Source organism: Paracoccus sp. PAR01, from assembly GCF_014851995.1.
Taxonomy (GTDB): Bacteria; Pseudomonadota; Alphaproteobacteria; order Rhodobacterales; family Rhodobacteraceae; genus Paracoccus; species Paracoccus litorisediminis.
The window spans coordinates 1-19684 of sequence record NZ_JACVAW010000020.1; the positions used below are offsets into that span (position 1 = coordinate 1).

Below are 19684 nucleotides of genomic sequence, written 5' to 3' on the forward strand. Positions count from 1 at the left end.
ATTCCCGAGCTGACCGAGAAGCTCTGACGCCTCCTTCCTGCGCAAATATCCCGCAGGGATCGAGGGCAGAGCCCCCGAAATGACGTTCCGAAACCGCCCGGCCGCCGGGCGGTTTTTACATTGAACGAAAGCGCGTTCTGCCCCTATCGTCGCGGCGGAGTTGAAGGGGATGGAACCATGACGATTCAATCAGTGGGCGTGATCGGCGCCGGGCAAATGGGCAATGGCATCGCCCATGTCTTTGCGCTGGCCGGCTACGACGTGGTCCTGACCGACATCTCGGCCGAGGCGCTGGACAAGGCCATGGTCCTGATCGGGAAAAACCTGGACCGTCAGGTCAGCAAGGACAAGATCTCGGCCGCCGACCGCGAAGCGACGCTGGGACGCGTCCGCACGACGGTGACGCTGGCCGAACTGGGGCAATGCGATCTGGTGATCGAGGCCGCGACCGAGCGCGAATCCGTCAAGCACGCGATCTTTGCCGAGCTTCTGCCGCATCTGAAGCCCGAAACCATCCTTGCCTCGAACACCTCGTCGATCTCGATCACCCGGCTGGCCAGCCGCACCGACCGGCCCGAGCGTTTCATGGGTGTGCATTTCATGAACCCGGTCCCGGTCATGCAACTGGTCGAACTGATCCGCGGCATCGCCACCAATGAAGAAACCTTCAGCGCGCTGATCACTGTCGTCGAAAAGATCGGCAAGACCGCGACCCGCGCCGAGGATTTCCCCGCCTTCATCGTCAACCGCATCCTGATCCCGATGATCAATGAAGCAGTCTATACGCTGTATGAGGGCGTCGGCTCGGTCAAATCCATCGACGAATCGATGAAGCTGGGCGCCAACCATCCGATGGGGCCGCTGGAGCTGGCGGATTTCATCGGGCTGGATACCTGCCTTGCCATCATGAACGTGCTGCATGACGGGCTGGCCGATACCAAGTATCGCCCCTGCCCGCTGCTGGTCAAATATGTCGAGGCCGGTTGGCTGGGCCGCAAGACCGGGCGCGGTTTCTATGATTACGCAGGCCCCGAGCCCGTGCCGACGCGCTGATTTCAACTGGGGCTGCCGGGGCGCTGCCCCGGACCCCGGGGTATTTCCGGAACGGTGAAATCAGCCCTTCTTGCCGATCCGGGGCTCGGTTCCGGCAAGGATACGGGTGATGTTGGCGTGGTGGCGGATGAAGATCAGCACCGTCATGAACGCCGTGACCGCAGCCATCAACGGCCCGTCCAGCCATAGCGCAACCAACGGCGTCAGCGCCGCTGCGACCAGCGCCGACAGCGACGAAATACGCCCGATCAAGGCAGTCAGCAGCCAGATGCCGCAGGCGGTCAGGCCAAGCCGCCAATCCAGCGCGAGCAGCGTGCCGAGGAAGGTGGCGACGCCCTTGCCACCCTTAAAACCCAGCCAGACCGGGAAAAGATGGCCAAGGAAGGCGGCAGCGCCTGCGGCCAGCGCGGCCTCGGGTCCGGCCAGTGCCCGGGCCAACAGGACCGCAATCGCGCCCTTGCCGGAATCGAGCAGCAAGGTTGCCAGCGCGGCGGGTTTGTTGCCGGTGCGCAGGACATTGGTGGCACCAATATTGCCCGAGCCGATCTTGCGCAGATCGCCCAGACCCAGCGCGCGGGTAATGACGATGCCAAATGGGATTGAGCCCAGCAGGTAGCCGATGACGGCCCAAAGGAGGACGGTCATGCCGCTTCTCCGTGGACGCGCGTGCCTGCGACCCAAGTGCCCAGCACCCGGCCCTGCATCCGCGCCCCGTCAAAGGGCGTGTTCTTGGATTTCGACAGCAGCGTGAAGCGGTCCAGCACGAAGGGCGCATTCGGATCGAACAGAACCAGATCCGCGGGCGCACCGGTGCCCAGACGTCCGGCCTCCAGCCCCAGCCGTTTCGCCGGGTTCAGTGACAACGCCCGCCACAGCTGCGGCAGGCTAAGCCCGCCGGAATGGTAAAGCCGCATCGCGGCCGGCAGCAGGGTCTGCAGGCCGACAGCGCCGGGGGCTGCCTCGGCAAAGGGCAGGCGCTTCGATTCCTCGTCCTGCGGGGTGTGGAAGCTGGCGATGACATCGATCACGCCATCGGCAACCGCCTCGACCATGGCCAGCCGGTCATCCTCGGCCCGCAGGGGCGGGGTGAAGCGGAAGAATGTCCGGTAATCGCCCACGTCGAATTCGTTCAGCGTCAGGTGATGGATCGAGACCCCGGCGGTCACGTCAAGTCCCGCCTCGCGCGCGCGCTTGAGCGCCGGAAGGCTGGCCGCGACGGTGATTTGGTCGGCATGATAGCGCGTGCCGGTCATGGCGACCAAGGCAAGGTCGCGGTCAAGACCCATCACCTCGGCCATGGGCGAGACCGAGGGCAAACCGTAAAGCGAGGCGAATTTTCCGCTGGTCGCCGCCGCCCCTTTGGACAGCATTGGCTCTTGCGGATGGCCCACGATCAACGCGCCAAGGCCCCGCGCATAGGTCATGCAGCGCGACATCAGCCGGGTGTCGGAAACGACGCGCACGCCATCGGTAAAGGCCACCGCGCCTGCATCTTGCAGGAAGGACATCTCGACCATCTCGCGGCCTTCGCGGGCGCGGGTGAGCGAGGCCATATGACGGATGTTCACCGGCGCATCCGCTGCGCGACGGGTGACGAATTCCAGCGATTCCGGCGTGTCGATCGGCGGCATCGTGTCGGGGCGCGCGATCACGGTCGTGACGCCACCAGCGGCAGCGGCCAGTCCGGCACTGCGGAAGCTTTCCTTGTGACGCTCACCCGGCTCGCCGATCTTGACACCCCAATCGACCAGACCGGGGGCCAGATACTTGCCGCCGCAATCGATCACTTCGGCCCCTTCGGGGGCCTCGGCACCCACCGCATCAATACGGCCATCACGGATGGTCAGGGTCGATTCCTCGACCGCCTGCGCCTCGGGATCGATCAGGCGGGCATTCTGGAAGTGCAGGATCATGCCATCAACTCCGAGGCTTTGGCGCCACGTTCGGCACGAAGATTGCGCGCCAGCAGGTCCATGGCGGCCATGCGGACGGCCACGCCCATCTCGACCTGATCCTGAATCACGCTGCGATTGATGTCGTCGGCAATGGTGCCGTCGATCTCGACGCCGCGATTCATCGGGCCGGGATGCATGACGATCGCATCCGGCGCGGCCAGAGCCAGCTTTTCGGCGTCGAGCCCCCAGCGGTGGTAATATTCGCGTTCCGACGGAATGAAGCCGCCATCCATGCGTTCGCGCTGCAGGCGCAGCATCATCACGACATCGGCACCCTTCAGACCCTCGCGCATGTCCTCATAGACCTCGCAGCCCCAGTCGCGGGCACCGGCGGGCATCAGCGTCGCGGGACCGACCAGACGCAAGCGGTTCTCCATCTTGCCCAGCAGGAACAGGTTCGATCGCGCGACGCGGCTATGGGCGATATCGCCGCAGATCGCCACCGTCAGGCGGTGCAGCCGCCCCTTGGCGCGGCGGATGGTAAGCCCGTCCAGCAGCGCCTGCGTCGGGTGTTCATGCCGCCCGTCGCCCGCGTTCAGGACGGCGCAATTCACCTTCTGGGCCAGCAGATCGACCGCACCCGATTGCGGATGCCGCACCACCAGCAGGTCGGGATGCATGGCGTTCAGCGTCATCGCGGTGTCGATCAGGGTCTCCCCCTTCTTCACCGAGCTGTTCTGCATCGACATGTTCATCACATCGGCACCCAACCGCTTGCCCGCCAGTTCGAAGCTGGACTGGGTGCGGGTCGAGTTCTCGAAGAACATGTTGATCTGGGTCATCCCGGCCAAGGCATCGGAATGTTTCACCGTGCGGCGGTTCAGATCGACATAGGTTTCGGCTAGGTCAAGAAGCGTGGTGATCTCGGCCGGGGCGAGAGGCTCGATCCCCAGAAGATGACGGGCTCGGAACATGGATGTGATCCCCAGGGTCTCGGATGCGCGCTATATGGCAAATGCAGCGCGATGCGGCAAGTCGCCTGTCCATCCACGCACCACCCCCTTGCCTTGACGGCGATTTTGCCGCATCGCGGAAACATGAGCGATCCGAACGGCATGGTCAGTTTCGTTTCCTCGGGGCCGGGCGACCCCGAGCTTTTGACGCTGCGCGCTATCCGCCGCCTGCAGGACGCGGATGTGGTGCTGTTTGACGATCTGGCCTCGGGTCCGGTGTTGGATCAGGCCGGACCGCAGGCCCTGCGCATCGCCGTCGGCAAACGCGCGGGTCGCCCCTCGGCCAAGCAAGAGCACGTGAATGCGCTGCTGGTCGAACATGCCAGCGCCGGTCGGCATGTGGTGCGGCTGAAATCCGGCGACTCGGGTGTCTTCGGGCGGCTTGAGGAAGAAATCACCGCCCTTCGCGCCGCAGGCATCCCGTTCGAGATCGTCCCCGGCGTCCCCTCGGCCATGGCGGCAGCGGCGATGGCGGGGATTCCGCTGACCCGACGCCTGACAGCAAGGCGGCTGCAATTCGTCACCGGTGCCGATGTCACCGGCGGCTTGCCGGGCGACCAGAACTGGGCCGCTTTGGCCGATCCGCATGCGACGACGGTGGTCTTCATGGGGCAGCGCACCTTCCCCGACATGGCCGCACAACTGGTCGCGAATGGCCTGCCGCCCGATACCCCGGCCCTGCTGGCCGAGGCCGTGGGGCACCCGCATCAACGGCTGCTGCGCACCACCGTCACCGGGCTTGCGGCCCTTCTCAAGGCGGAAGGTCCCAGCACGCATCCGGCGCTGATCCTGTACGGGCCGCTGGCCGAAATGGCCTGAGGGCTTCACCATTTCTTAAATACCCAATGTTGCGCCCACCGCAGCCGGGGCTATTCTGGCCACCTTGAAAGGGAACGCCGATGCTTGGCTTCGTCACCATCACCGACACTGCCGGTTCGGCCGACAGGCTGCTGGCCGAAACCGCCCGCGCCCTTGCCGCGCAAGGTCTCCGGCTGGCGGGGGCGATCCAGAAGAACATCGACCGCGGCCCTGATCAGGTCTGCGACATGGAATTGCGCATCCTTGGCGATGACGGACCCGAAATCGGCATCACGCAGGATCTGGGCAACTGCTCCGAGGGTTGCCGCCTTGATACCGACGCGCTTGCCCAAGCCGTTGGCCGGGCCGAGGCAGCGCTGGCCCAAGGCGTCGATCTGGTCATCGTCAACAAGTTCGGCAAGCAGGAATCCTTCGGCGGCGGCTTTCGCGACTTCATCGCCCATGCACTGGCGCAGGACGTGCCCGTGCTGCTCTCGGTCCCAACCGAGCAACTGGACGATTTTCGCGCCTTCGCCGGCGACATGGCCGAGGAGATCGTCCCCAGCGACCTGATCCCGTGGTGCCTTGCAAGGGTGCAGTCCCCGGCATGACCCTGACCATCGACGCGCGCGGCCTGTTGTGCCCCCTGCCGGTCCTGCGCCTGCGCAAGCATCTGGTGGGATTGCCTCCCGGGACGCGGGTTACCCTGATCGCCACCGATCGTGCCGCCGTGATCGATGTCCCGCATTTCTGCGCCGAATCCGGGCATCATCTGCTGTCCAGCACGGCGCTGCCCGACGGGGCCACCGAATATCTTGTCGAACGCGGCTCCGATGCTTGAGATCTTCCTGAAGACCCTGCCCTTTTTCCTGCTGATCGGAACCGGCTGGCTGGCGGGATGGACAAGGTTCTTTCCGCAGGAAGCAACCGGCTGGCTGACAAAATTCGTCTTTTACTTCGCGCTATCGGCGATGCTGTTCCGCTTTGCCGCCAGCGTCGATGTCCAGCGCCTGTTCGATCCCGCCTTTGTCATGGCCTATCTGGGCGGCTCACTGGCGGTCTGGGCGCTGGCCATGACTGTCGCGCGCTGGCGTGGCCTGCCCTTAGCCGAGGCCGCGATGGAGGCCCATACCGCCATGATCGGCAATACCGGCTTCCTGGGCGTGCCGATGCTGGTGGTACTGCTGGGCGAAAGCGCAATCGGGCCGGTACTGATGGTGCTGACGATTGACCTTGTCGTCTTCTCGACCCTGATCACGCTGTTGGTCACCGGGGCGCGGCAGGGGCGGATCACGCTGGCGACCATCGGGCCGCTGGCGCGCGGCATTGTCGCCAATCCGATGATCGTTTCGATGGTGGCAGGGCTGCTTTGGGCGCGGCTGCATCTGCCCATGCCCGCTGCCTTGGACGAATTCCTGTCGCTTCTGGGGGCCGCGGCGACGCCCGGGGCGCTATTCGCGATCGGCGCAAGCCTTGCCGGACGCTCGGCCGAGCGGCTGGGCCCGGCGCTGTGGCTCAGTGCTGCCAAGCTGATCCTGCATCCCTTGGCCGTGGCCATCGCCGCGCTGCTGATCTTTGATGTCGAACCCTTCTCGGCAGGGGTGATGATCACCGCCGCCAGCCTGCCGGTCGCGGGCAATGTCTATATACTGGCGCAATATTTCGGGGTGGCCGCGCATCGCGTCTCGACCGCCATCCTGATTTCCACCGCGGCCAGCATCGCCACGCTTCCCGCCGTCATTCACTGGATCACGAAAGGCTAGACCATGCTGGGCATCTCGGAATTGCGGCTTGAGAACCTGCTCTTCGACATCGACGACGAGGGCATCGCCACGCTGACCCTGAACCGCCCGGCCAAGCGCAATGCGCTGGACGCCCAGACAATCGAGGAGCTGATCGGCGTCTTCACCGCCCTGCCCTCATCCGGGGCGCGCGCCGTAGTTCTGAAGGCCGCAGGCCCGCATTTCTGCGCCGGACTGGATCTGGTCGAACACGGGCGCGAGCAACGCAGCCCCGCCGAATTCATGCGCATCTGCCTGCGCTGGCACGAAGCCTTCAACAAGATCGAATATGCCGGTCTGCCGGTCATCGCAGCGCTGAAAGGCGCGGTCGTCGGCGGCGGGCTGGAACTGGCGTCATCCGTGCATATCCGCGTCATGGATGAGACGACCTATTTCGGCCTGCCCGAAGGCCAGCGCGGCCTGTTCACCGGCGGCGGCGCGACGATCCGCGTGCCCGCCCTGATCGGCCGCGCCCGCATGGTCGACATGATGCTGACCGGACGCCTTTACTCTGGGGATGAGGCGGTCAGCGTCGGCCTTGCGCAATACCGGGTGCCGGACAGCGAGGCCAAGGCCTATGAGCTGGCCCGATTGGCGGCGCAAAACACGCCTTTGTCGAACTTCGCGGTCTGCTCGGCCATTTCCCACATGCAGAACATGTCCGGTTTCGACGCCGCCTATGCCGAGGCGATGGTGGCGGGCATCGTGAACACGCAGGATGCGGCCAAGGGGCGGCTGGATTCATTCGCCCGCGGCACGGCGGTCAAGATCAAGCCGGAATAGCGGCTTACTCGACCGGACGGATCAGTTTCTTTTCCAGCACGCGCAGGACATTGGCCAGGTCATGCCCGCGTTTCAGAATACGCCCGTCCATGGCGATCACCGCATATTGCCCCTGCGCCGCCCGCATCTTGGGGCGCTTTTCGATACGGTACAGCGGATGTTCGGCGGCGCGGCGAAAGACCGAAAACACCGCGACCTCGCGTAGGAAGGACATGGCATAGTCGCGCCATTCGCCCGCAGCGACCATCCGGCCATAGACGGACAGGATCATGCCAAGCTCGGCCCGGTCAAAGGCCACGCGATCTTGCGGCTGGGACATCCCAAAGGCTGCATTCATCATGACCGAATGGTGACATCGCAACCGTTGGCGATCAACGAAAAATACGTCTTCAACCCCGCGGACGGCCCGCCATGCGCTGAAGCGTGCCATCGCGCCACATGGCCTGGTGCAGGCCGACCATGACGACATGCCCCGCGATCAGCGCCAGCATCAGCCAGCCCAGTTCGCCATGCAGCGCGTCGCCGATCCCCACCATCCAGCCGATTTCGGGCTGCTGCGCGGGAAATATCTGGAACCCGAAAGGCGCAAAGACCCGCTCCGAGCCATAGGCCCGCAGGATCGCTGCCGCAGGGACGATCAGCATCACCAGATACAGCGCCATATGCCCTGCGCGCGCCGCCAGCCCCAGCAGGCCATCGCCATGCGCAGGCCGATGACGGCGATTGCCCATGGCCCAGAGCACGCGCGCCAGGATCAGCACGAAAAGCACCGTCCCGACCATCTGGTGCGACCCGGTAAAGAACGACACCAAGGGCGTGCGCCCCAGCGTCAGCTTCAGCCCCATGCCCAGAAACTGCCACAAAAGCAGTGCCGCCATGCTCCAATGCAGGATGCGGCTGACGAGCCCATAGCGTTGTATCGTGTCGCCAAGCGGCAGCGGTTCGGATTGTGGTGTCGGCATCGGCACTCCTGCAACTGGGGAATGCAGGCAAATTATGTGCTGGCGCCCCTGTCCGACAGGCAAGGGCGGCCGCGCTCACGTCAATTTGCGATGATATGCCCGTTCAGTTGGCACCGTGGCGCGTGCGGAAGGGTAGCGGAGCGACCGGTATCCCGTCCTCAAGCAGCTTGCGGGCATCCTCAAGCTTGGCCTCGCCATGGATCGCGCGTTCCGGGGCGGTGCCCTCATGCATGGCGCGGGCCTCGGCGGCAAAGGACATGCCGACATAATCCGAGCTTTCCTCGACCTGGCGGCGCAGCTTGTCCAGCGCGGCCTCCTGCGGGTTGCGAGGGCTGTGCAGGTCGGATTTCACCTCGGATACCGCGATCCCCGGCGCCATCAGCGCCTTTTCGACCGTGACCGAACCACAATGCGTGCAGGCGACCTGACCCGCCTTCTTCAGGGTCTCAAACCCCTCGGACGAGCGGAACCAACCATCGAATTGATGGCCTTTTTCGCAGCGCAGGTCATAGCGGATCATGGTCGGCTCCTTTCCCGACAGATATCAGGTGTGGGGCGGGGTTATGCAAGCCTGCCGCGCGCCAGATCCATGATCCGTCGCAGCAATGGCGCGGGATCACCGGCCCGCGCAAGCAATTGATCCCGCGCCAGCTTGCCCATGCGGCGCTGTGTTTCAGGATCGCGGGCAAGCCGGGTCAGCGCCTGAGCCAGATCCGGTCCGGAGGCAGCCATCGCCGCCCCCGCCGCGTCCAGATCGGCGTAATCGGCAGCATGGTTCGCGACATCGGGACCGTGCAGAATGGCGCAGCGCCATGCCGCGGGCTCCCACGGTGTATGGCCACCCCGGTCGGAATAGGAACCGCAGGTGATGCAGATCCCGGCGCTTCTATACCAATCAGCCATCTCGCCCAGCGTATCGGCCAGCAGGACCGCTGCTTCGGGACCGCCGCCTTGGCTGCGCCGCACGAAATCCAGCCCGCGCTGCTTGAGGATCGCGGCTACCGCATCGCCGCGCTCGGGATGGCGCGGGGCAAGGATCAGGCGCAACGCCGGCACCGCCTGCCGCGCCGCCAGATAGGCGTCGACAACCAGTTCATCCTCGCCCTCATGGGTCGAGGCCGCCAGCACCGTCAGCGCCCGCCCCGGTCCGTCCGGTCCCGGCTGAACCCGCGCCGGACCCAGCAGCTTCAGGTTCAATCGCGCGCAGACCGCCTGCGGCTGCAGGCCCAGTTGCAGCAGCCGTTCCTCGCTGCCCGCATCCTGCGCCGACAGCGCCGACAGTCGCGCCAGCATAGGATGGATCAGTCCCGGCACCTTAGCCCAACGCGCCGCAGAGCGGGCCGAGATCCGCGCCCCCACCACGACCTGCGCCACGCCCCGCGCATCGGCCTGCGCCGAACGGTTGGGCCAAAGCTCATTCTCGACGGTGACCAGAACCGAGGGCTCGACCCGATGCAAAAACCGCTCCAGCACCTGCGGCACGTCAAGCGGGGCCAGCACGGCGCCATAGCCCAGCTTGCGCGCCAAGGCCCGGCCGGTGCGGCTGTTGGTGGTGACGGTCAGCGGCAGTTCGCCCGCCAGCGACTCGATCAGCACCTGCGCTGAGTTCAGCTCTCCGACGCTGGCGGCATGCAGCCAGATCCCGCCCGGAATCACCTCGGGGCCGGTCAAAGCCAGACGTTCATGCAGATCCGGCCCCGAAAACGGCGCAGCAAGGCGCAGGGCGGAACCCGCAAGGGCTGTCGCGCCGCGCCAGATCAAAGCCGGTTTCCCTCGTGAACAGTCAGGGCCACGCCCTCCGGTTGGAACAGGGGAATCCTAGACCCCCGTCCCCGCAGGATCAACGCAAGGCGGCCTCGGCGGCAGCCCGGATGGCGCGGATGTTATCGCCGTAGGGGGTGCTGTTCGACACCGAGCCGCCCTTGAACACGGCGGAACCTGCGACCAGCACATCGGCACCGGCCTCGGCGACCAGGGGTGCGGTGGTCGGATCGACGCCGCCGTCGATCTCGATATGGACGGGACGGTCGCCGATCATGGCACGCAAGGCGCGGACCTTCTCGATCTGGCTGTGGATGAATTTCTGCCCGCCAAAGCCGGGGTTCACCGTCATGATGCAGACCAGATCGACATCATCCAGCAGACCCTTGGCCGCCTCGACCGGCGTGCCGGGATTCAGCGCCAGACCGGCCTTGGCCCCGGTCGCCCGGATCGCCTGCAAAGTGCGGTGGATATGCGGCCCGGCCTCAAGATGGGCGGTGATGAAATCAGCGCCCGATTGCGCGAAAGCGTCGATATAGGCATCGACCGGCGAGATCATCAGGTGGACATCCATCACGCCCCGGATATGCGGGCGGATCGCCTTGCAGGTCGCGGGACCAAAGGTGATGTTCGGCACGAAATGCCCGTCCATCACGTCGACATGGACCCAATCTGCGCCTTGATCTTCGACTGCGCGGATTTCCTGCCCGAAATTCGCGAAATCAGCCGAAAGGATCGAGGGGGCGATCTTGATGCTGCGGTCGAAGCTCATGGCAAATCCTTCCTGCGGCTGCCGTCAATGTCGAGCCCGCCGGAAAAGACGCGGCTCGCACGAATATCGGCCTCCGTTATCGTGGAAAGCGTTTTCGCGTCAACCACGCCCGCGCCGGAAAACAGCCGATTTGCCTGACGTAACCGCGCCCGGTCCAAGGCATTGCGGATGCTGCGCGCATTGGCGAAATGCGGCTGCTCGCGGCGCAGGCGGACATATTCGGCCATCGCGGCCCGCCCGCCCGCATCCATGACATAGCCCTGCCCCGCCAGCATCGCGGCCGAGATCCGCTCCAACTCCTCATCGCTGTAATCGGGGAATTCGATGTGATGGGCAATGCGCGAGCGAAACCCCGGATTGGCGGCAAAGAAGCGGTCCATCCGGTCGGCATAACCGGCCATGATCACCACCAGATCGTCGCGATTGTTCTCCATCACTTGCAGCAGGATCTCGATCGCCTCCTGCCCGTAATCGCGCTCATTGTCGGGCTTATAAAGGTAATAGGCCTCGTCGATGAACAGGACACCGCCCATCGCCTTCTTCAGCACTTCCTTGGTCTTGGGAGCGGTATGGCCGATATATTGCCCGACCAGATCGTCACGGGTCACGCTGACCAGATGCCCCTTGCGGACATAGCCCAGGCGATGCAGCAACCCCGCCATCTTCAGCGCAACCGTGGTTTTTCCGGTGCCGGGATTGCCGGTGAAGGACATGTGCAAGGTCGGCGTCTCATGCGCCAGACCCATCTGCCGCCGCGCCCGGTCGACCAGCAGCAAAGCGGCAGTCTCGCGGATGCGTTCCTTGACCGGAGCCAGACCGATCAGCTCGCGGTCCAGCTCATCCAAAATCTCGCGCACGCCCGAGCTTTCATACTCCGCCTTCAGATCGACCATCACCGGCGCCGCGTCGTCCATGACCCAACCCTTCTCCGTTTCGAAAATACCCTCGGGGGGTGCGGGGGGCAGACAGCCCCCCGCCCTTGACGTCATCCAACCATCTCATGCGTGTAGCGGATGCTGCGCCCATCGACCTCTTGCCGCCAGCTGCGGAAACTCGGCTCGCGTGTCGGGCGGTTGACGATAAAGGACATCATCACCGTCTCCCAGCCACGGGTGCTGTCAAAGGCGTTGATGCGGATATAGGCGTCGCCATGCGCTTTGCGGCAATCGTCCAACTCCATCATCGCGCCCTTTGCGTCTTTCAGGTCGAACATCGGATGGCCCCACATCTCCCAATAGGTGTTGCGGGGATGAGGCTCGTCGGTGAACTCGATCCCGACCGCCCATTCACGAGACAGGATATATTCGACCTGATCGCGGATCTGCTCGTCGGTCAGATCGGGCAGAAAGGAAAAGCAGCCCTGAGTGATACGCATCTTTCTCTCCTTCTCAGCTGACGGATGCGGTCGGAACGTAATCCGAGGTGTCGGTGGGCGTGTAGTTGAAGGTGATGTTGCCCCAGGTATCCAAGGCAGCCTCCAGCGGCTTGCACCACTTGGCAGCCTTGCGCAGCACTTCCGGGCCCTCGTTCTTGATATCGACGCCCTCGTTGCGGGCCAGAACCATCGCCTCCAGCGCCACGCGGTTGGCGGTTGCGCCAGCCTGAATGCCCATCGGATGCCCGATGGTGCCGCCGCCGAATTGCAAGACCACGTCGTCACCGAACAGGTCGATCAACTGGTGCATCTGCCCGGCATGGATGCCACCCGAGGCGACCGGCAGGGTCTTTTTCAGGTTCGCCCAATCCTGTTCGAAGAAGATCCCGCGCGGCAGGTCGACCTCGTTCCGGGTCTCGCGGCAGACGTTGTAGTAACCCTGCACGGTCATCGGATCGCCTTCCAGCTTGCCGACGGCAGTGCCGCAATGCAGGTGGTCGACCCCGGCCATGCGCAGCCATTTCGCGATCACGCGGAAGCTGATGCCGTGGTTCTTCTGGCGGGTATAGGTGCCATGCCCGGCCCGGTGCATGTGCAGGATCATGTCATTCTGCCGCGCCCAGTTTGATATCGACTGCGTCGCCGTCCAGCCGATGATCAGATCGACCATGATGATGACCGAGCCGAGTTCCTTGGCGAATTCCGCGCGGCGATACATCTCCTCCATCGTGCCGGCGGTGACGTTCAGGTAATGGCCCTTGATCTCGCCGGTCTGCGCAGAAGCCTTGTTCACCGCCTCCATGCAGTAAAGGAAGCGGTCGCGCCAATGCATGAAGGGCTGCGAGTTGATGTTCTCGTCATCCTTCATGAAGTCGAGACCACCCTTCAGCCCCTCATAGACGACGCGGCCATAGTTCTTGCCCGACAGGCCCAGCTTGGGCTTGGTCGTCGCCCCCAGCAACGGACGGCCGAACTTGTCCAGCCGCTCGCGCTCGACCACGATGCCGGTGGGCGGACCGGCGAAGGTCTTCATATAGGCAACGGGGAAGCGCATATCCTCAAGCCGGGCGGCCTTCAGCGGCTTGAAGCTGAACACGTTCCCGATGATCGAGGCCGTCACGTTCGCAATCGAGCCTTCCTCGAACAGGATCAGGTCATAGGCGACATAGCAGAAAAACTGCCCCGGCGTGCCGGGAACCGGCTCGACCTTATAGGCCTTGGCGCGATACTGGTCGCAGGCGGTCAGCCGATCGGTCCAGACCACCGTCCAGGTCGCAGTCGAGCTTTCACCAGCAACGGCAGCTGCCGCCTCGATGGGGTCCACGCCCTCCTGCGGGGTGATGCGAAACAAGGCAAGGATATCGGTCTCCTTGGGCTCGTAATCGCCGTCCCAATAGCCCATCTGGGCGTATTTCAGCACCCCCGCCGCATAGCGTTTCTTGGCGTCGGTGATCTCGGTCTTGGACATCTCGTTCATCGCAACTCCTCCCTGTTTCAAGCGGCTTTGGAACCGGTGATGGCCGGGTCCAACGCCCCCGACGCGTAGCGTTTGGCCATCTCGTCCATCGCGATGACCTTGATCTTGTGGGCCATGCCCGCCGTCCCGAAACGCTCGAACCGGTCGCGGCACAAAGCGGTCAATTCGTTCATCGCCGGGATCATGAATTTGCGGGGGTCGAACTCATCGGGGCGGTCGCGGGCGACCTTGCGGAAATGCCCGGTCATCGCCATCCGGCAATCGGTGTCGATATTCACCTTGCGCACGCCGTGGCGGATGCCGCGCTCGATCTCCTCGACCGGGACGCCATAGGTCTGAGGCATCACGCCGCCGGATTGGTTGATCAGATCCTGCAGATATTGCGGCACGCTGCTGGACCCGTGCATGACCAGATGCGTTCCGGGCAGGCGCTGATGGATCGCCTCGATCACATGCATGGCCAGAATGTCGCCATCGGGCTTGCGGGTGAACTTATAGGCGCCGTGGCTGGTGCCGCAGGCAATGGCCAAAGCGTCGCAGCCGGTCCGCAACACGAAATCCACCGCCTGATCGGGGTCGGTCAGAAGCTGGCTGTGATCCAGCTTTCCTTCCGCGCCCGAGCCGTCCTCGGCAGCGGCCTCGCCGGTTTCCAGAGAGCCCAGCACACCCAACTCGCCCTCAACGCTGGCACCGACGGCATGGGCGGCTTCCGCGACCTTCGCCGTCACCGCGACATTGTAGTCGTAATCCGCGGGGGTCTTCATGTCCTCCAGCAGCGAACCGTCCATCATGACGCTGGTGAAGCCGTGCCGGATCGCGGACATGCAGGTCGCGAGGTTATTGCCATGATCCTGATGCAGGCAGATCGGGATGGCGGGGTTCATCTCGGCCAAGGCCTCGACCATGCGACGCAGCATGATATCGCCAGCATAGGACCGCGCGCCGCGGCTGGCCTGCAGGATGACCGGCGCATCGGTTTCCGCCGCCGCCTTCACGATGGCGAGGCCCTGTTCCATATTGTTGATGTTGAAGGCGGGCACGCCGTAGCCATGCTCGGCTGCGTGGTCCAGAAGCTGTCTCAGCGTGATAAGGGCCATCACTTTCCTCCCCGGATCAGTTGATTGGCAAGTTCGCAAGCCGCATCGGCGGTGATGCCGAAATGGCGGTAAAGTTCGGGGGCAGGCGCCGAGGCGCCAAAGCCGGTCATGCCGATGAAGCCGTCGCCGGGGCGCAGGAACAGACCGTCCCAGCCCTGCCGGATCAGCGCCTCGATGCCGATGCGGGGGGCTTGGCCCAGAACTGCCTCGCGTTCGGAGGCGGGCCGGGCAGCGAACAGCTCAAACGAGGGGGCCGAGACCACGGCAGCCTGCACCCCCTGCGCGGCCAGCAGATCGGCGGCGGCAAGGGCAATCTCGACCTCGGAACCCGTCGCGATCAGGGTCACGTCGCGTGGGCCGTCTGTCTCACGCAGGGTATAGGCCCCTTGCCGGGTCAGGTTTTTCGACGCGGCATCCCTGACCGTGGGCAGGTTCTGCCGCGACAGGCACAGGACCGAGGGCGTGCTGGGCGCGGTCAGGGCGATTTCCCACGCCTCGGCGGTCTCGATCGCATCGGCAGGACGGAAGACCTGCAGGTTCGGGATGGCGCGAAGCGCCGCGACCTGTTCGACCGGCTGGTGGGTCGGGCCATCCTCACCCAGACCGATGCTGTCATGGGTCATGACATGGATGACCGGCACCCGCATCAGCGCCCCCAGCCGGATCGCCGGCCGGGAATAGTCGCTGAAGGCAAGGAATGTGCCGCCATAGGGGATCAGCCCGCCATGCAGCGCGATGCCGTTCATCACCGCCGCCATGCCATGCTCGCGGATGCCGTAATGGATGTAGCGGCCTGAACGGTCAGCAGCGGTCACCGCTGTCATCCCCTTGGTCCGGGTGTTGTTCGAGCCGGTCAGGTCAGCCGAGCCACCGACCGTATTCGGCAGGGTCGCGTTGACCACCTCCAGCGCCATTTCGCTGGATTTGCGGGTGGCAACCTTGGGCCGGTCGGCGGCCAGCTTGGCTACATGACCCGCAATCGCTTGGCGCAATGCAGTGGCATCGGGCGCGGCCAGCATGGCAGAAAACTCGGCTGTCAGGGGGGATCGGGTCAGCCGTTCCTGCCATGCCGCCCGCGCCGCCGCCCCTCGCGCGGAGACAGTGCGCCAGGAGTCGAGGAGAGTTTCCGGCAGCACGAAGGGTTCATGTGTCCAGCCTAAGACTGCGCGGGCAGCGGCGATTTCGGCCGCACCCAGCGGCGCGCCATGCACGTCATGGCTGCCCTGCTTGTTCGGCGCGCCAAAGCCGATCACCGTGCGGCAGGCTATCATCGAGGGGCGCTCGTCCTCGCGCGCGGCCTGAATGGCGCGGGCGACGGCCTCGCGGTCATGGCCGTCCACCGCCTGCACATGCCAACCAGAGGCCGCGAACCGCGCCCTCTGGTCGGTCGAGGTGGAAAGCTCGGTGCCGCCATCGATGGTGATGCGGTTGTCGTCCCACAGCACGATCAAGCGGCCAAGGCGCTGATGACCCGCAAAGTCGATGGCCTCGTGACTGATCCCTTCCATCAGGCAGCCATCGCCGCAGATGACATAGGTCCAGTGATCGACCAACCCGTCGCCGAAACGCGCATTCATCATCCGCTCGGCCAGGGCCATGCCCACAGCGGTGCTGATGCCCTGACCAAGGGGACCGGTGGTGGTCTCGATCCCCTTGGCATGGCCATATTCCGGGTGCCCCGCCGTGCGCGAGCCAAGCTGGCGGAAGGCGCGCAGTTGCTCCATCGGCATATCGTCGTAACCCAGCATGTGATGGATCGCGTAGACCAGCATCGAGCCATGCCCCGCCGACATCACGAAGCGGTCGCGGTCGGGCCATTTGTCGTCGGACGGGTCGATGGTGATGAAGCGGTTGAACAGCACCGCCGCGACATCGGCCATGCCCATCGGCGCGCCGGGATGGCCGGATTTCGCGGCCTCGACCGCATCCATCGCCAGCACGCGGATGGCGGTGGCCATCTGGGCCTCAAGATCGGGGTGAACGCTTGCCATCTGGTTCATCGCTTCGCTCCTTTCAGGCGCGTTTGGATTCGCTGATCATCCGCAGGATCATCGGCGTCAGGATCAGCTGCATGGCGAGGTCGAGCTTCGGCCCCGGAATGACGATGGAATTCGCACGGCTCATCCATGACCCCTGCATCATCGAGGTCAGGTAGGGGAAATCGATCCCACGCGGATTGCGGAAGCGGATGACGACAAGGCTTTCGTCATGCGTCGGTATCCAGCGCGCGATGAACGGGTTCGAGGTATCGACCACCGGCACGCGCTGGAAATTGATGTCGGTATGGGTGAACTGCGGACAGATGACATGCACATAGGCGTGCATCCGGCGCAGGATCACATCGGTGACGGCTTCCGTCGAATAGCCCCGGCTGGCCTTGTCGCGGTGGATCTTTTGGATCCATTCCAGATTGATGACCGGAACGACCCCGATCTTCAGATCGGCCAGCCCCGCAATGTCGATGCCGTCGGATTTCACCGCGCCATGCAGCCCTTCGTAGAACAGCAGGTCCGAATCCGGCGCGAATTCCGCCCATTCAGTGAAGGTGCCGGGCGGCGTACCGCGGACCGCGGCCTCGCGGTCGTCATGGATGTAATGACGGGTGCGGCCGGTGCCGGTCTCGGCATAGCTGCGAAAGACCCCTTCCAGCGTCTCCAGCTCATTCGCGTCGATGCTGAAATGGCTGAAAGTGTGGTCGCCCGCCTCGGTGCGCCGGGTCAGTTCGGCCTTCATCGCGGCTCGGTCGAAGCGGTGGAAAGCATCGCCCTCGATCGAGACGGCCTTGATCCCTTCGCGGCGAAAGATCTGGTCGAAGGTGTTCTTGATCGTGGTCGTCCCCGCGCCGGACGAGCCGGTGACCGAGATGATCGGGTGTTTCTTGCTCATTCTTGTCCCCCCTCAGGCACGGAAAAGGCCGCGATGACCGAACAGGGCCGAGACCTCGGATTCGGGCAGGTCGTGATAGGCGGCGATGCGGGCAACCTTGTCGGTCGAGCCAAAGACAATGGGCGTGCGCTGGTGCAGCGTTTCGACCCGTTGGTCCAAGATTGGCTCGCAGCCGTCGGTGGCCTTGCCGCCCGCCTGTTCGACAAGGAAGGCGATGGGCCCGCATTCATACAGCATCCGCAGACGCCCGCGCTCATAGCCCTTGCGGGCGTCGGACGGATACAGGAACACGCCGCCACGGATCAGGATGCGATGCGCCTCGGCCACCAGAGAGGCGATCCAGCGCATGTTGAAATTCGTCTCGCAGGGGCCGTCGGTCCCGGCCAGACAATCGTCGATATAGGCCCGGATCGGCCGCGCCCAATGCCGGTAGTTCGAGGCGTTGATGGCAAATTCCGACGCAGCCTCGGGGATCTCCATCCGTGCCGCGACCGGGCGGAACTGGCCCGAGCGGGGGTCCAGCGCGTAATGCTGCAACCCGTCGCCAAAGCTGACCATCATCGCGCAGCGCGGGCCATAGATGATGTAGCCTGCCGCGATCTGTTCGCGCATCGGGCGCAGGAAGCTGGCCTCGGCCGTGGCTTCGGCCGGATAGACCGAAAAGATCGTCCCGATCGAGACATTGGTGTCGATGTTCGACGATCCATCCAGCGGATCGATGGCGATGGCCATCCGACCCGAGGGGTTCATCTCGATGGCGCTGTCCTGTTCCTCGGATGCGAACCAGCGCAGCCCGGCCCGGCCCAGCGTGGTGCGGAACAGATCGTCCGCCATCACGTCCAGCGCCTTCTGGCCATCGCCGTCCGAATTCGTGCCGACCGGGCGGGCCAGATCGCCGCCCTGCCGGATCAGTTCCGAAAGCTTGACCGCAGCTTCCGAGATGGCCTGCATCAGCGGGCGGAATTCGCCCGGAATCAGCGCGGTGTCGATGCTGGTGGCGGTCATCGGCCCCTCCCGTGGCTGGTTCCCACCTCTTTGTTGACACGGGCTTACATTCAGGAACATTTAATAAACTGAAACCATCTTTCAGGAATTCCGAATGTCGCGCATCGATGCCGTCACCCTGCGCCAGCTGCGCGCCCTGCGCGCGGTCATCGACAGCGGTTCGCTGACCGGGGCGGCAACCGACCTTGGTCTGAGCCCGCCCGCGATTCATGGCCAGTTGCGCGCGCTGGAGGACCTGATGTCCGCCCCCCTTGTCATCCGGGCGGAACACGGCGCCTTCCGACCAACGGAGGAGGGTCGCGCCATGCTGGAGGCCGAGGCCCAGATCGCGGTCGCGCTGGAAACCTGCGCGCGCCGGGTCGCGGCCCTGCAAAGCGGTCATACCGGGGCAGTGTCGCTGGGCGTGGTCTCGACCGGGAAATACTTCGCGCCGCATCTGGTGGCCGTGCTGCGCCGCGCCCTGCCCGATGTCGAGGTGACCCTGCGCATCGGCAACCGCGAGGCGGTGATCCAATGGCTGGGCGCAAGGGCCGTCGATCTGGCGATCATGGGGCGTCCGCCGCGCAGCCCCGCCGTCGTGGCAGAACCCGTTGGCCCCCATCCCCATGTCATCGTCGCCGCCCCCGACCATCCGCTGGCCGATGCCGATCCCGCCTTGCCGCAGGACCTGCTGGGGGAAACCTTTCTGGCGCGGGAACGCGGTTCGGGGACGCGCATCCTGATGACGCGGTTTCTGGACCGGATCGGCGACGGCACGCCCTGGCGCATGGTTGAGATGGGCACCAACGAAACCATCAAGCAGGCGGTGATCGCGGGGCTTGGGATCGCGCTGATCAGCCTGCATACGGTGACCGAGGAATTGCGTTCGGGGCGGCTGGTTTCCGTCCGGGCGATCGGGCTGCCGATCCAGCGCAGTTGGTTCCTGCTCAAGCGCGAGGACACCCAGCTTTCGCCTGCCGGGATGCGGGTGCATGACCATATCCGCGACATGAAGGGCTCATTCCTGCCGCAGGTCTGAGCGCCCCC

The 19684-nt window shown here is 64.7% G+C and carries 22 protein-coding genes; 7 read left to right on the forward strand and 15 right to left on the reverse strand.

What is annotated here, in order from left to right:
* The first annotated feature begins 177 nt into the window (after window positions 1–177).
* Window positions 178–1053, forward strand: coding sequence for a 3-hydroxybutyryl-CoA dehydrogenase (locus IB235_RS20410; RefSeq protein ID WP_192338299.1), 876 nt, complete (start codon window positions 178–180; stop codon window positions 1051–1053).
* Between the two features lie 60 nt (window positions 1054–1113).
* Here IB235_RS20410 and plsY read toward each other — a convergent pair whose 3' ends face one another.
* From plsY to IB235_RS20425, 3 genes are read right to left on the reverse strand one after another with little or no spacing between them, the layout of a single operon-like run.
* Window positions 1114–1698, reverse strand: a complete 585-nt coding sequence (gene plsY / locus IB235_RS20415; protein ID WP_192338300.1) for a glycerol-3-phosphate 1-O-acyltransferase PlsY — start codon at window positions 1696–1698, stop codon at window positions 1114–1116.
* Window positions 1695–2966, reverse strand: coding sequence for a dihydroorotase (gene pyrC / locus IB235_RS20420; protein WP_192338301.1), 1272 nt, complete (start codon window positions 2964–2966; stop codon window positions 1695–1697). Before pyrC ends, plsY begins: the two co-directional genes overlap by 4 nt.
* Window positions 2963–3922 (reverse strand): aspartate carbamoyltransferase catalytic subunit, encoded by a 960-nt coding sequence (locus IB235_RS20425; protein WP_155041950.1) that lies wholly within the window; start codon window positions 3920–3922, stop codon window positions 2963–2965. Before IB235_RS20425 ends, pyrC begins: the two co-directional genes overlap by 4 nt.
* A 123-nt stretch (window positions 3923–4045) precedes the next feature.
* Here IB235_RS20425 and cobA point away from each other — a divergent pair, with 123 nt between their 5' ends.
* From cobA to IB235_RS20450, 5 genes are all read left to right on the forward strand, one after another.
* Window positions 4046–4780: a uroporphyrinogen-III C-methyltransferase gene (gene cobA / locus IB235_RS20430; protein ID WP_192338302.1), complete on the forward strand. Its 735-nt coding sequence runs from the start codon at window positions 4046–4048 to the stop codon at window positions 4778–4780.
* 80 nt (window positions 4781–4860) lie between these two features.
* Window positions 4861–5370, forward strand: a complete 510-nt coding sequence (locus IB235_RS20435) for a DUF2478 domain-containing protein (protein WP_192338303.1) — start codon at window positions 4861–4863, stop codon at window positions 5368–5370.
* Window positions 5367–5600, forward strand: a complete 234-nt coding sequence (locus tag IB235_RS20440; RefSeq protein WP_192338304.1) for a sulfurtransferase TusA family protein — start codon at window positions 5367–5369, stop codon at window positions 5598–5600. Before IB235_RS20435 ends, IB235_RS20440 begins: the two co-directional genes overlap by 4 nt.
* The gene (locus tag IB235_RS20445; protein ID WP_192338305.1) at window positions 5593–6522 is read left to right on the forward strand and encodes an AEC family transporter; all 930 of its coding nucleotides are present in this window, start codon (window positions 5593–5595) and stop codon (window positions 6520–6522) included. Before IB235_RS20440 ends, IB235_RS20445 begins: the two co-directional genes overlap by 8 nt.
* Window positions 6523–6525: 3 nt before the next feature.
* The gene (locus IB235_RS20450) at window positions 6526–7323 is read left to right on the forward strand and encodes a crotonase/enoyl-CoA hydratase family protein (RefSeq protein ID WP_192338306.1); all 798 of its coding nucleotides are present in this window, start codon (window positions 6526–6528) and stop codon (window positions 7321–7323) included.
* Between the two features lie 4 nt (window positions 7324–7327).
* Here the strand turns inward: IB235_RS20450 and IB235_RS20455 are convergent, their stop codons facing one another.
* From IB235_RS20455 to IB235_RS20510, 12 genes are all read right to left on the reverse strand, one after another.
* Window positions 7328–7642, reverse strand: a complete 315-nt coding sequence (locus tag IB235_RS20455; protein WP_343043173.1) for a DUF2794 domain-containing protein — start codon at window positions 7640–7642, stop codon at window positions 7328–7330.
* Between the two features lie 70 nt (window positions 7643–7712).
* The gene (locus IB235_RS20460; RefSeq protein ID WP_192338307.1) at window positions 7713–8285 is read right to left on the reverse strand and encodes a cytochrome b; all 573 of its coding nucleotides are present in this window, start codon (window positions 8283–8285) and stop codon (window positions 7713–7715) included.
* Window positions 8286–8388: 103 nt separating this feature from the next.
* Window positions 8389–8805, reverse strand: coding sequence for a DUF1178 family protein (locus tag IB235_RS20465; RefSeq protein ID WP_192338308.1), 417 nt, complete (start codon window positions 8803–8805; stop codon window positions 8389–8391).
* A gap of 41 nt (window positions 8806–8846) precedes the next feature.
* The gene (locus tag IB235_RS20470; protein WP_192338309.1) at window positions 8847–10046 is read right to left on the reverse strand and encodes a 3-deoxy-D-manno-octulosonic acid transferase; all 1200 of its coding nucleotides are present in this window, start codon (window positions 10044–10046) and stop codon (window positions 8847–8849) included.
* Window positions 10047–10125: 79 nt separating this feature from the next.
* Window positions 10126–10818 carry a ribulose-phosphate 3-epimerase gene (rpe, locus tag IB235_RS20475; protein ID WP_192338310.1) on the reverse strand — a complete coding sequence of 231 codons (693 nt, stop codon included), beginning with the start codon at window positions 10816–10818 and terminating at the stop codon, window positions 10126–10128.
* On the reverse strand, window positions 10815–11732 hold the full coding sequence (cbbX, locus tag IB235_RS20480; protein WP_192338311.1) for a CbbX protein: 918 nt from the start codon (window positions 11730–11732) through the stop codon (window positions 10815–10817). The genes rpe and cbbX overlap by 4 nt, the downstream gene beginning before the upstream one ends.
* A 71-nt stretch (window positions 11733–11803) precedes the next feature.
* On the reverse strand, window positions 11804–12193 hold the full coding sequence (locus IB235_RS20485; RefSeq protein ID WP_192338312.1) for a ribulose bisphosphate carboxylase small subunit: 390 nt from the start codon (window positions 12191–12193) through the stop codon (window positions 11804–11806).
* Window positions 12194–12206: 13 nt separating this feature from the next.
* Window positions 12207–13661, reverse strand: coding sequence for a form I ribulose bisphosphate carboxylase large subunit (locus IB235_RS20490; protein WP_370576961.1), 1455 nt, complete (start codon window positions 13659–13661; stop codon window positions 12207–12209).
* Window positions 13662–13687: 26 nt separating this feature from the next.
* Window positions 13688–14767, reverse strand: coding sequence for a class II fructose-bisphosphate aldolase (fba, locus tag IB235_RS20495; RefSeq protein WP_155041936.1), 1080 nt, complete (start codon window positions 14765–14767; stop codon window positions 13688–13690).
* Window positions 14767–16767, reverse strand: coding sequence for a transketolase (gene tkt, locus IB235_RS20500; protein ID WP_192338313.1), 2001 nt, complete (start codon window positions 16765–16767; stop codon window positions 14767–14769). The genes fba and tkt overlap by 1 nt, the downstream gene beginning before the upstream one ends.
* Window positions 16768–16780: 13 nt before the next feature.
* A complete protein-coding gene (locus IB235_RS20505) occupies window positions 16781–17653 on the reverse strand; it encodes a phosphoribulokinase (RefSeq protein WP_192338314.1) in 873 nt (290 codons plus the stop codon).
* A gap of 12 nt (window positions 17654–17665) precedes the next feature.
* Window positions 17666–18658: a class 1 fructose-bisphosphatase gene (locus IB235_RS20510; RefSeq protein WP_192338315.1), complete on the reverse strand. Its 993-nt coding sequence runs from the start codon at window positions 18656–18658 to the stop codon at window positions 17666–17668.
* A gap of 94 nt (window positions 18659–18752) precedes the next feature.
* Between IB235_RS20510 and cbbR the strand changes: the two genes are divergently transcribed.
* Window positions 18753–19676: a LysR family regulator CbbR gene (cbbR, locus tag IB235_RS20515; protein WP_155041933.1), complete on the forward strand. Its 924-nt coding sequence runs from the start codon at window positions 18753–18755 to the stop codon at window positions 19674–19676.
* Window positions 19677–19684: the final 8 nt, after the last annotated feature.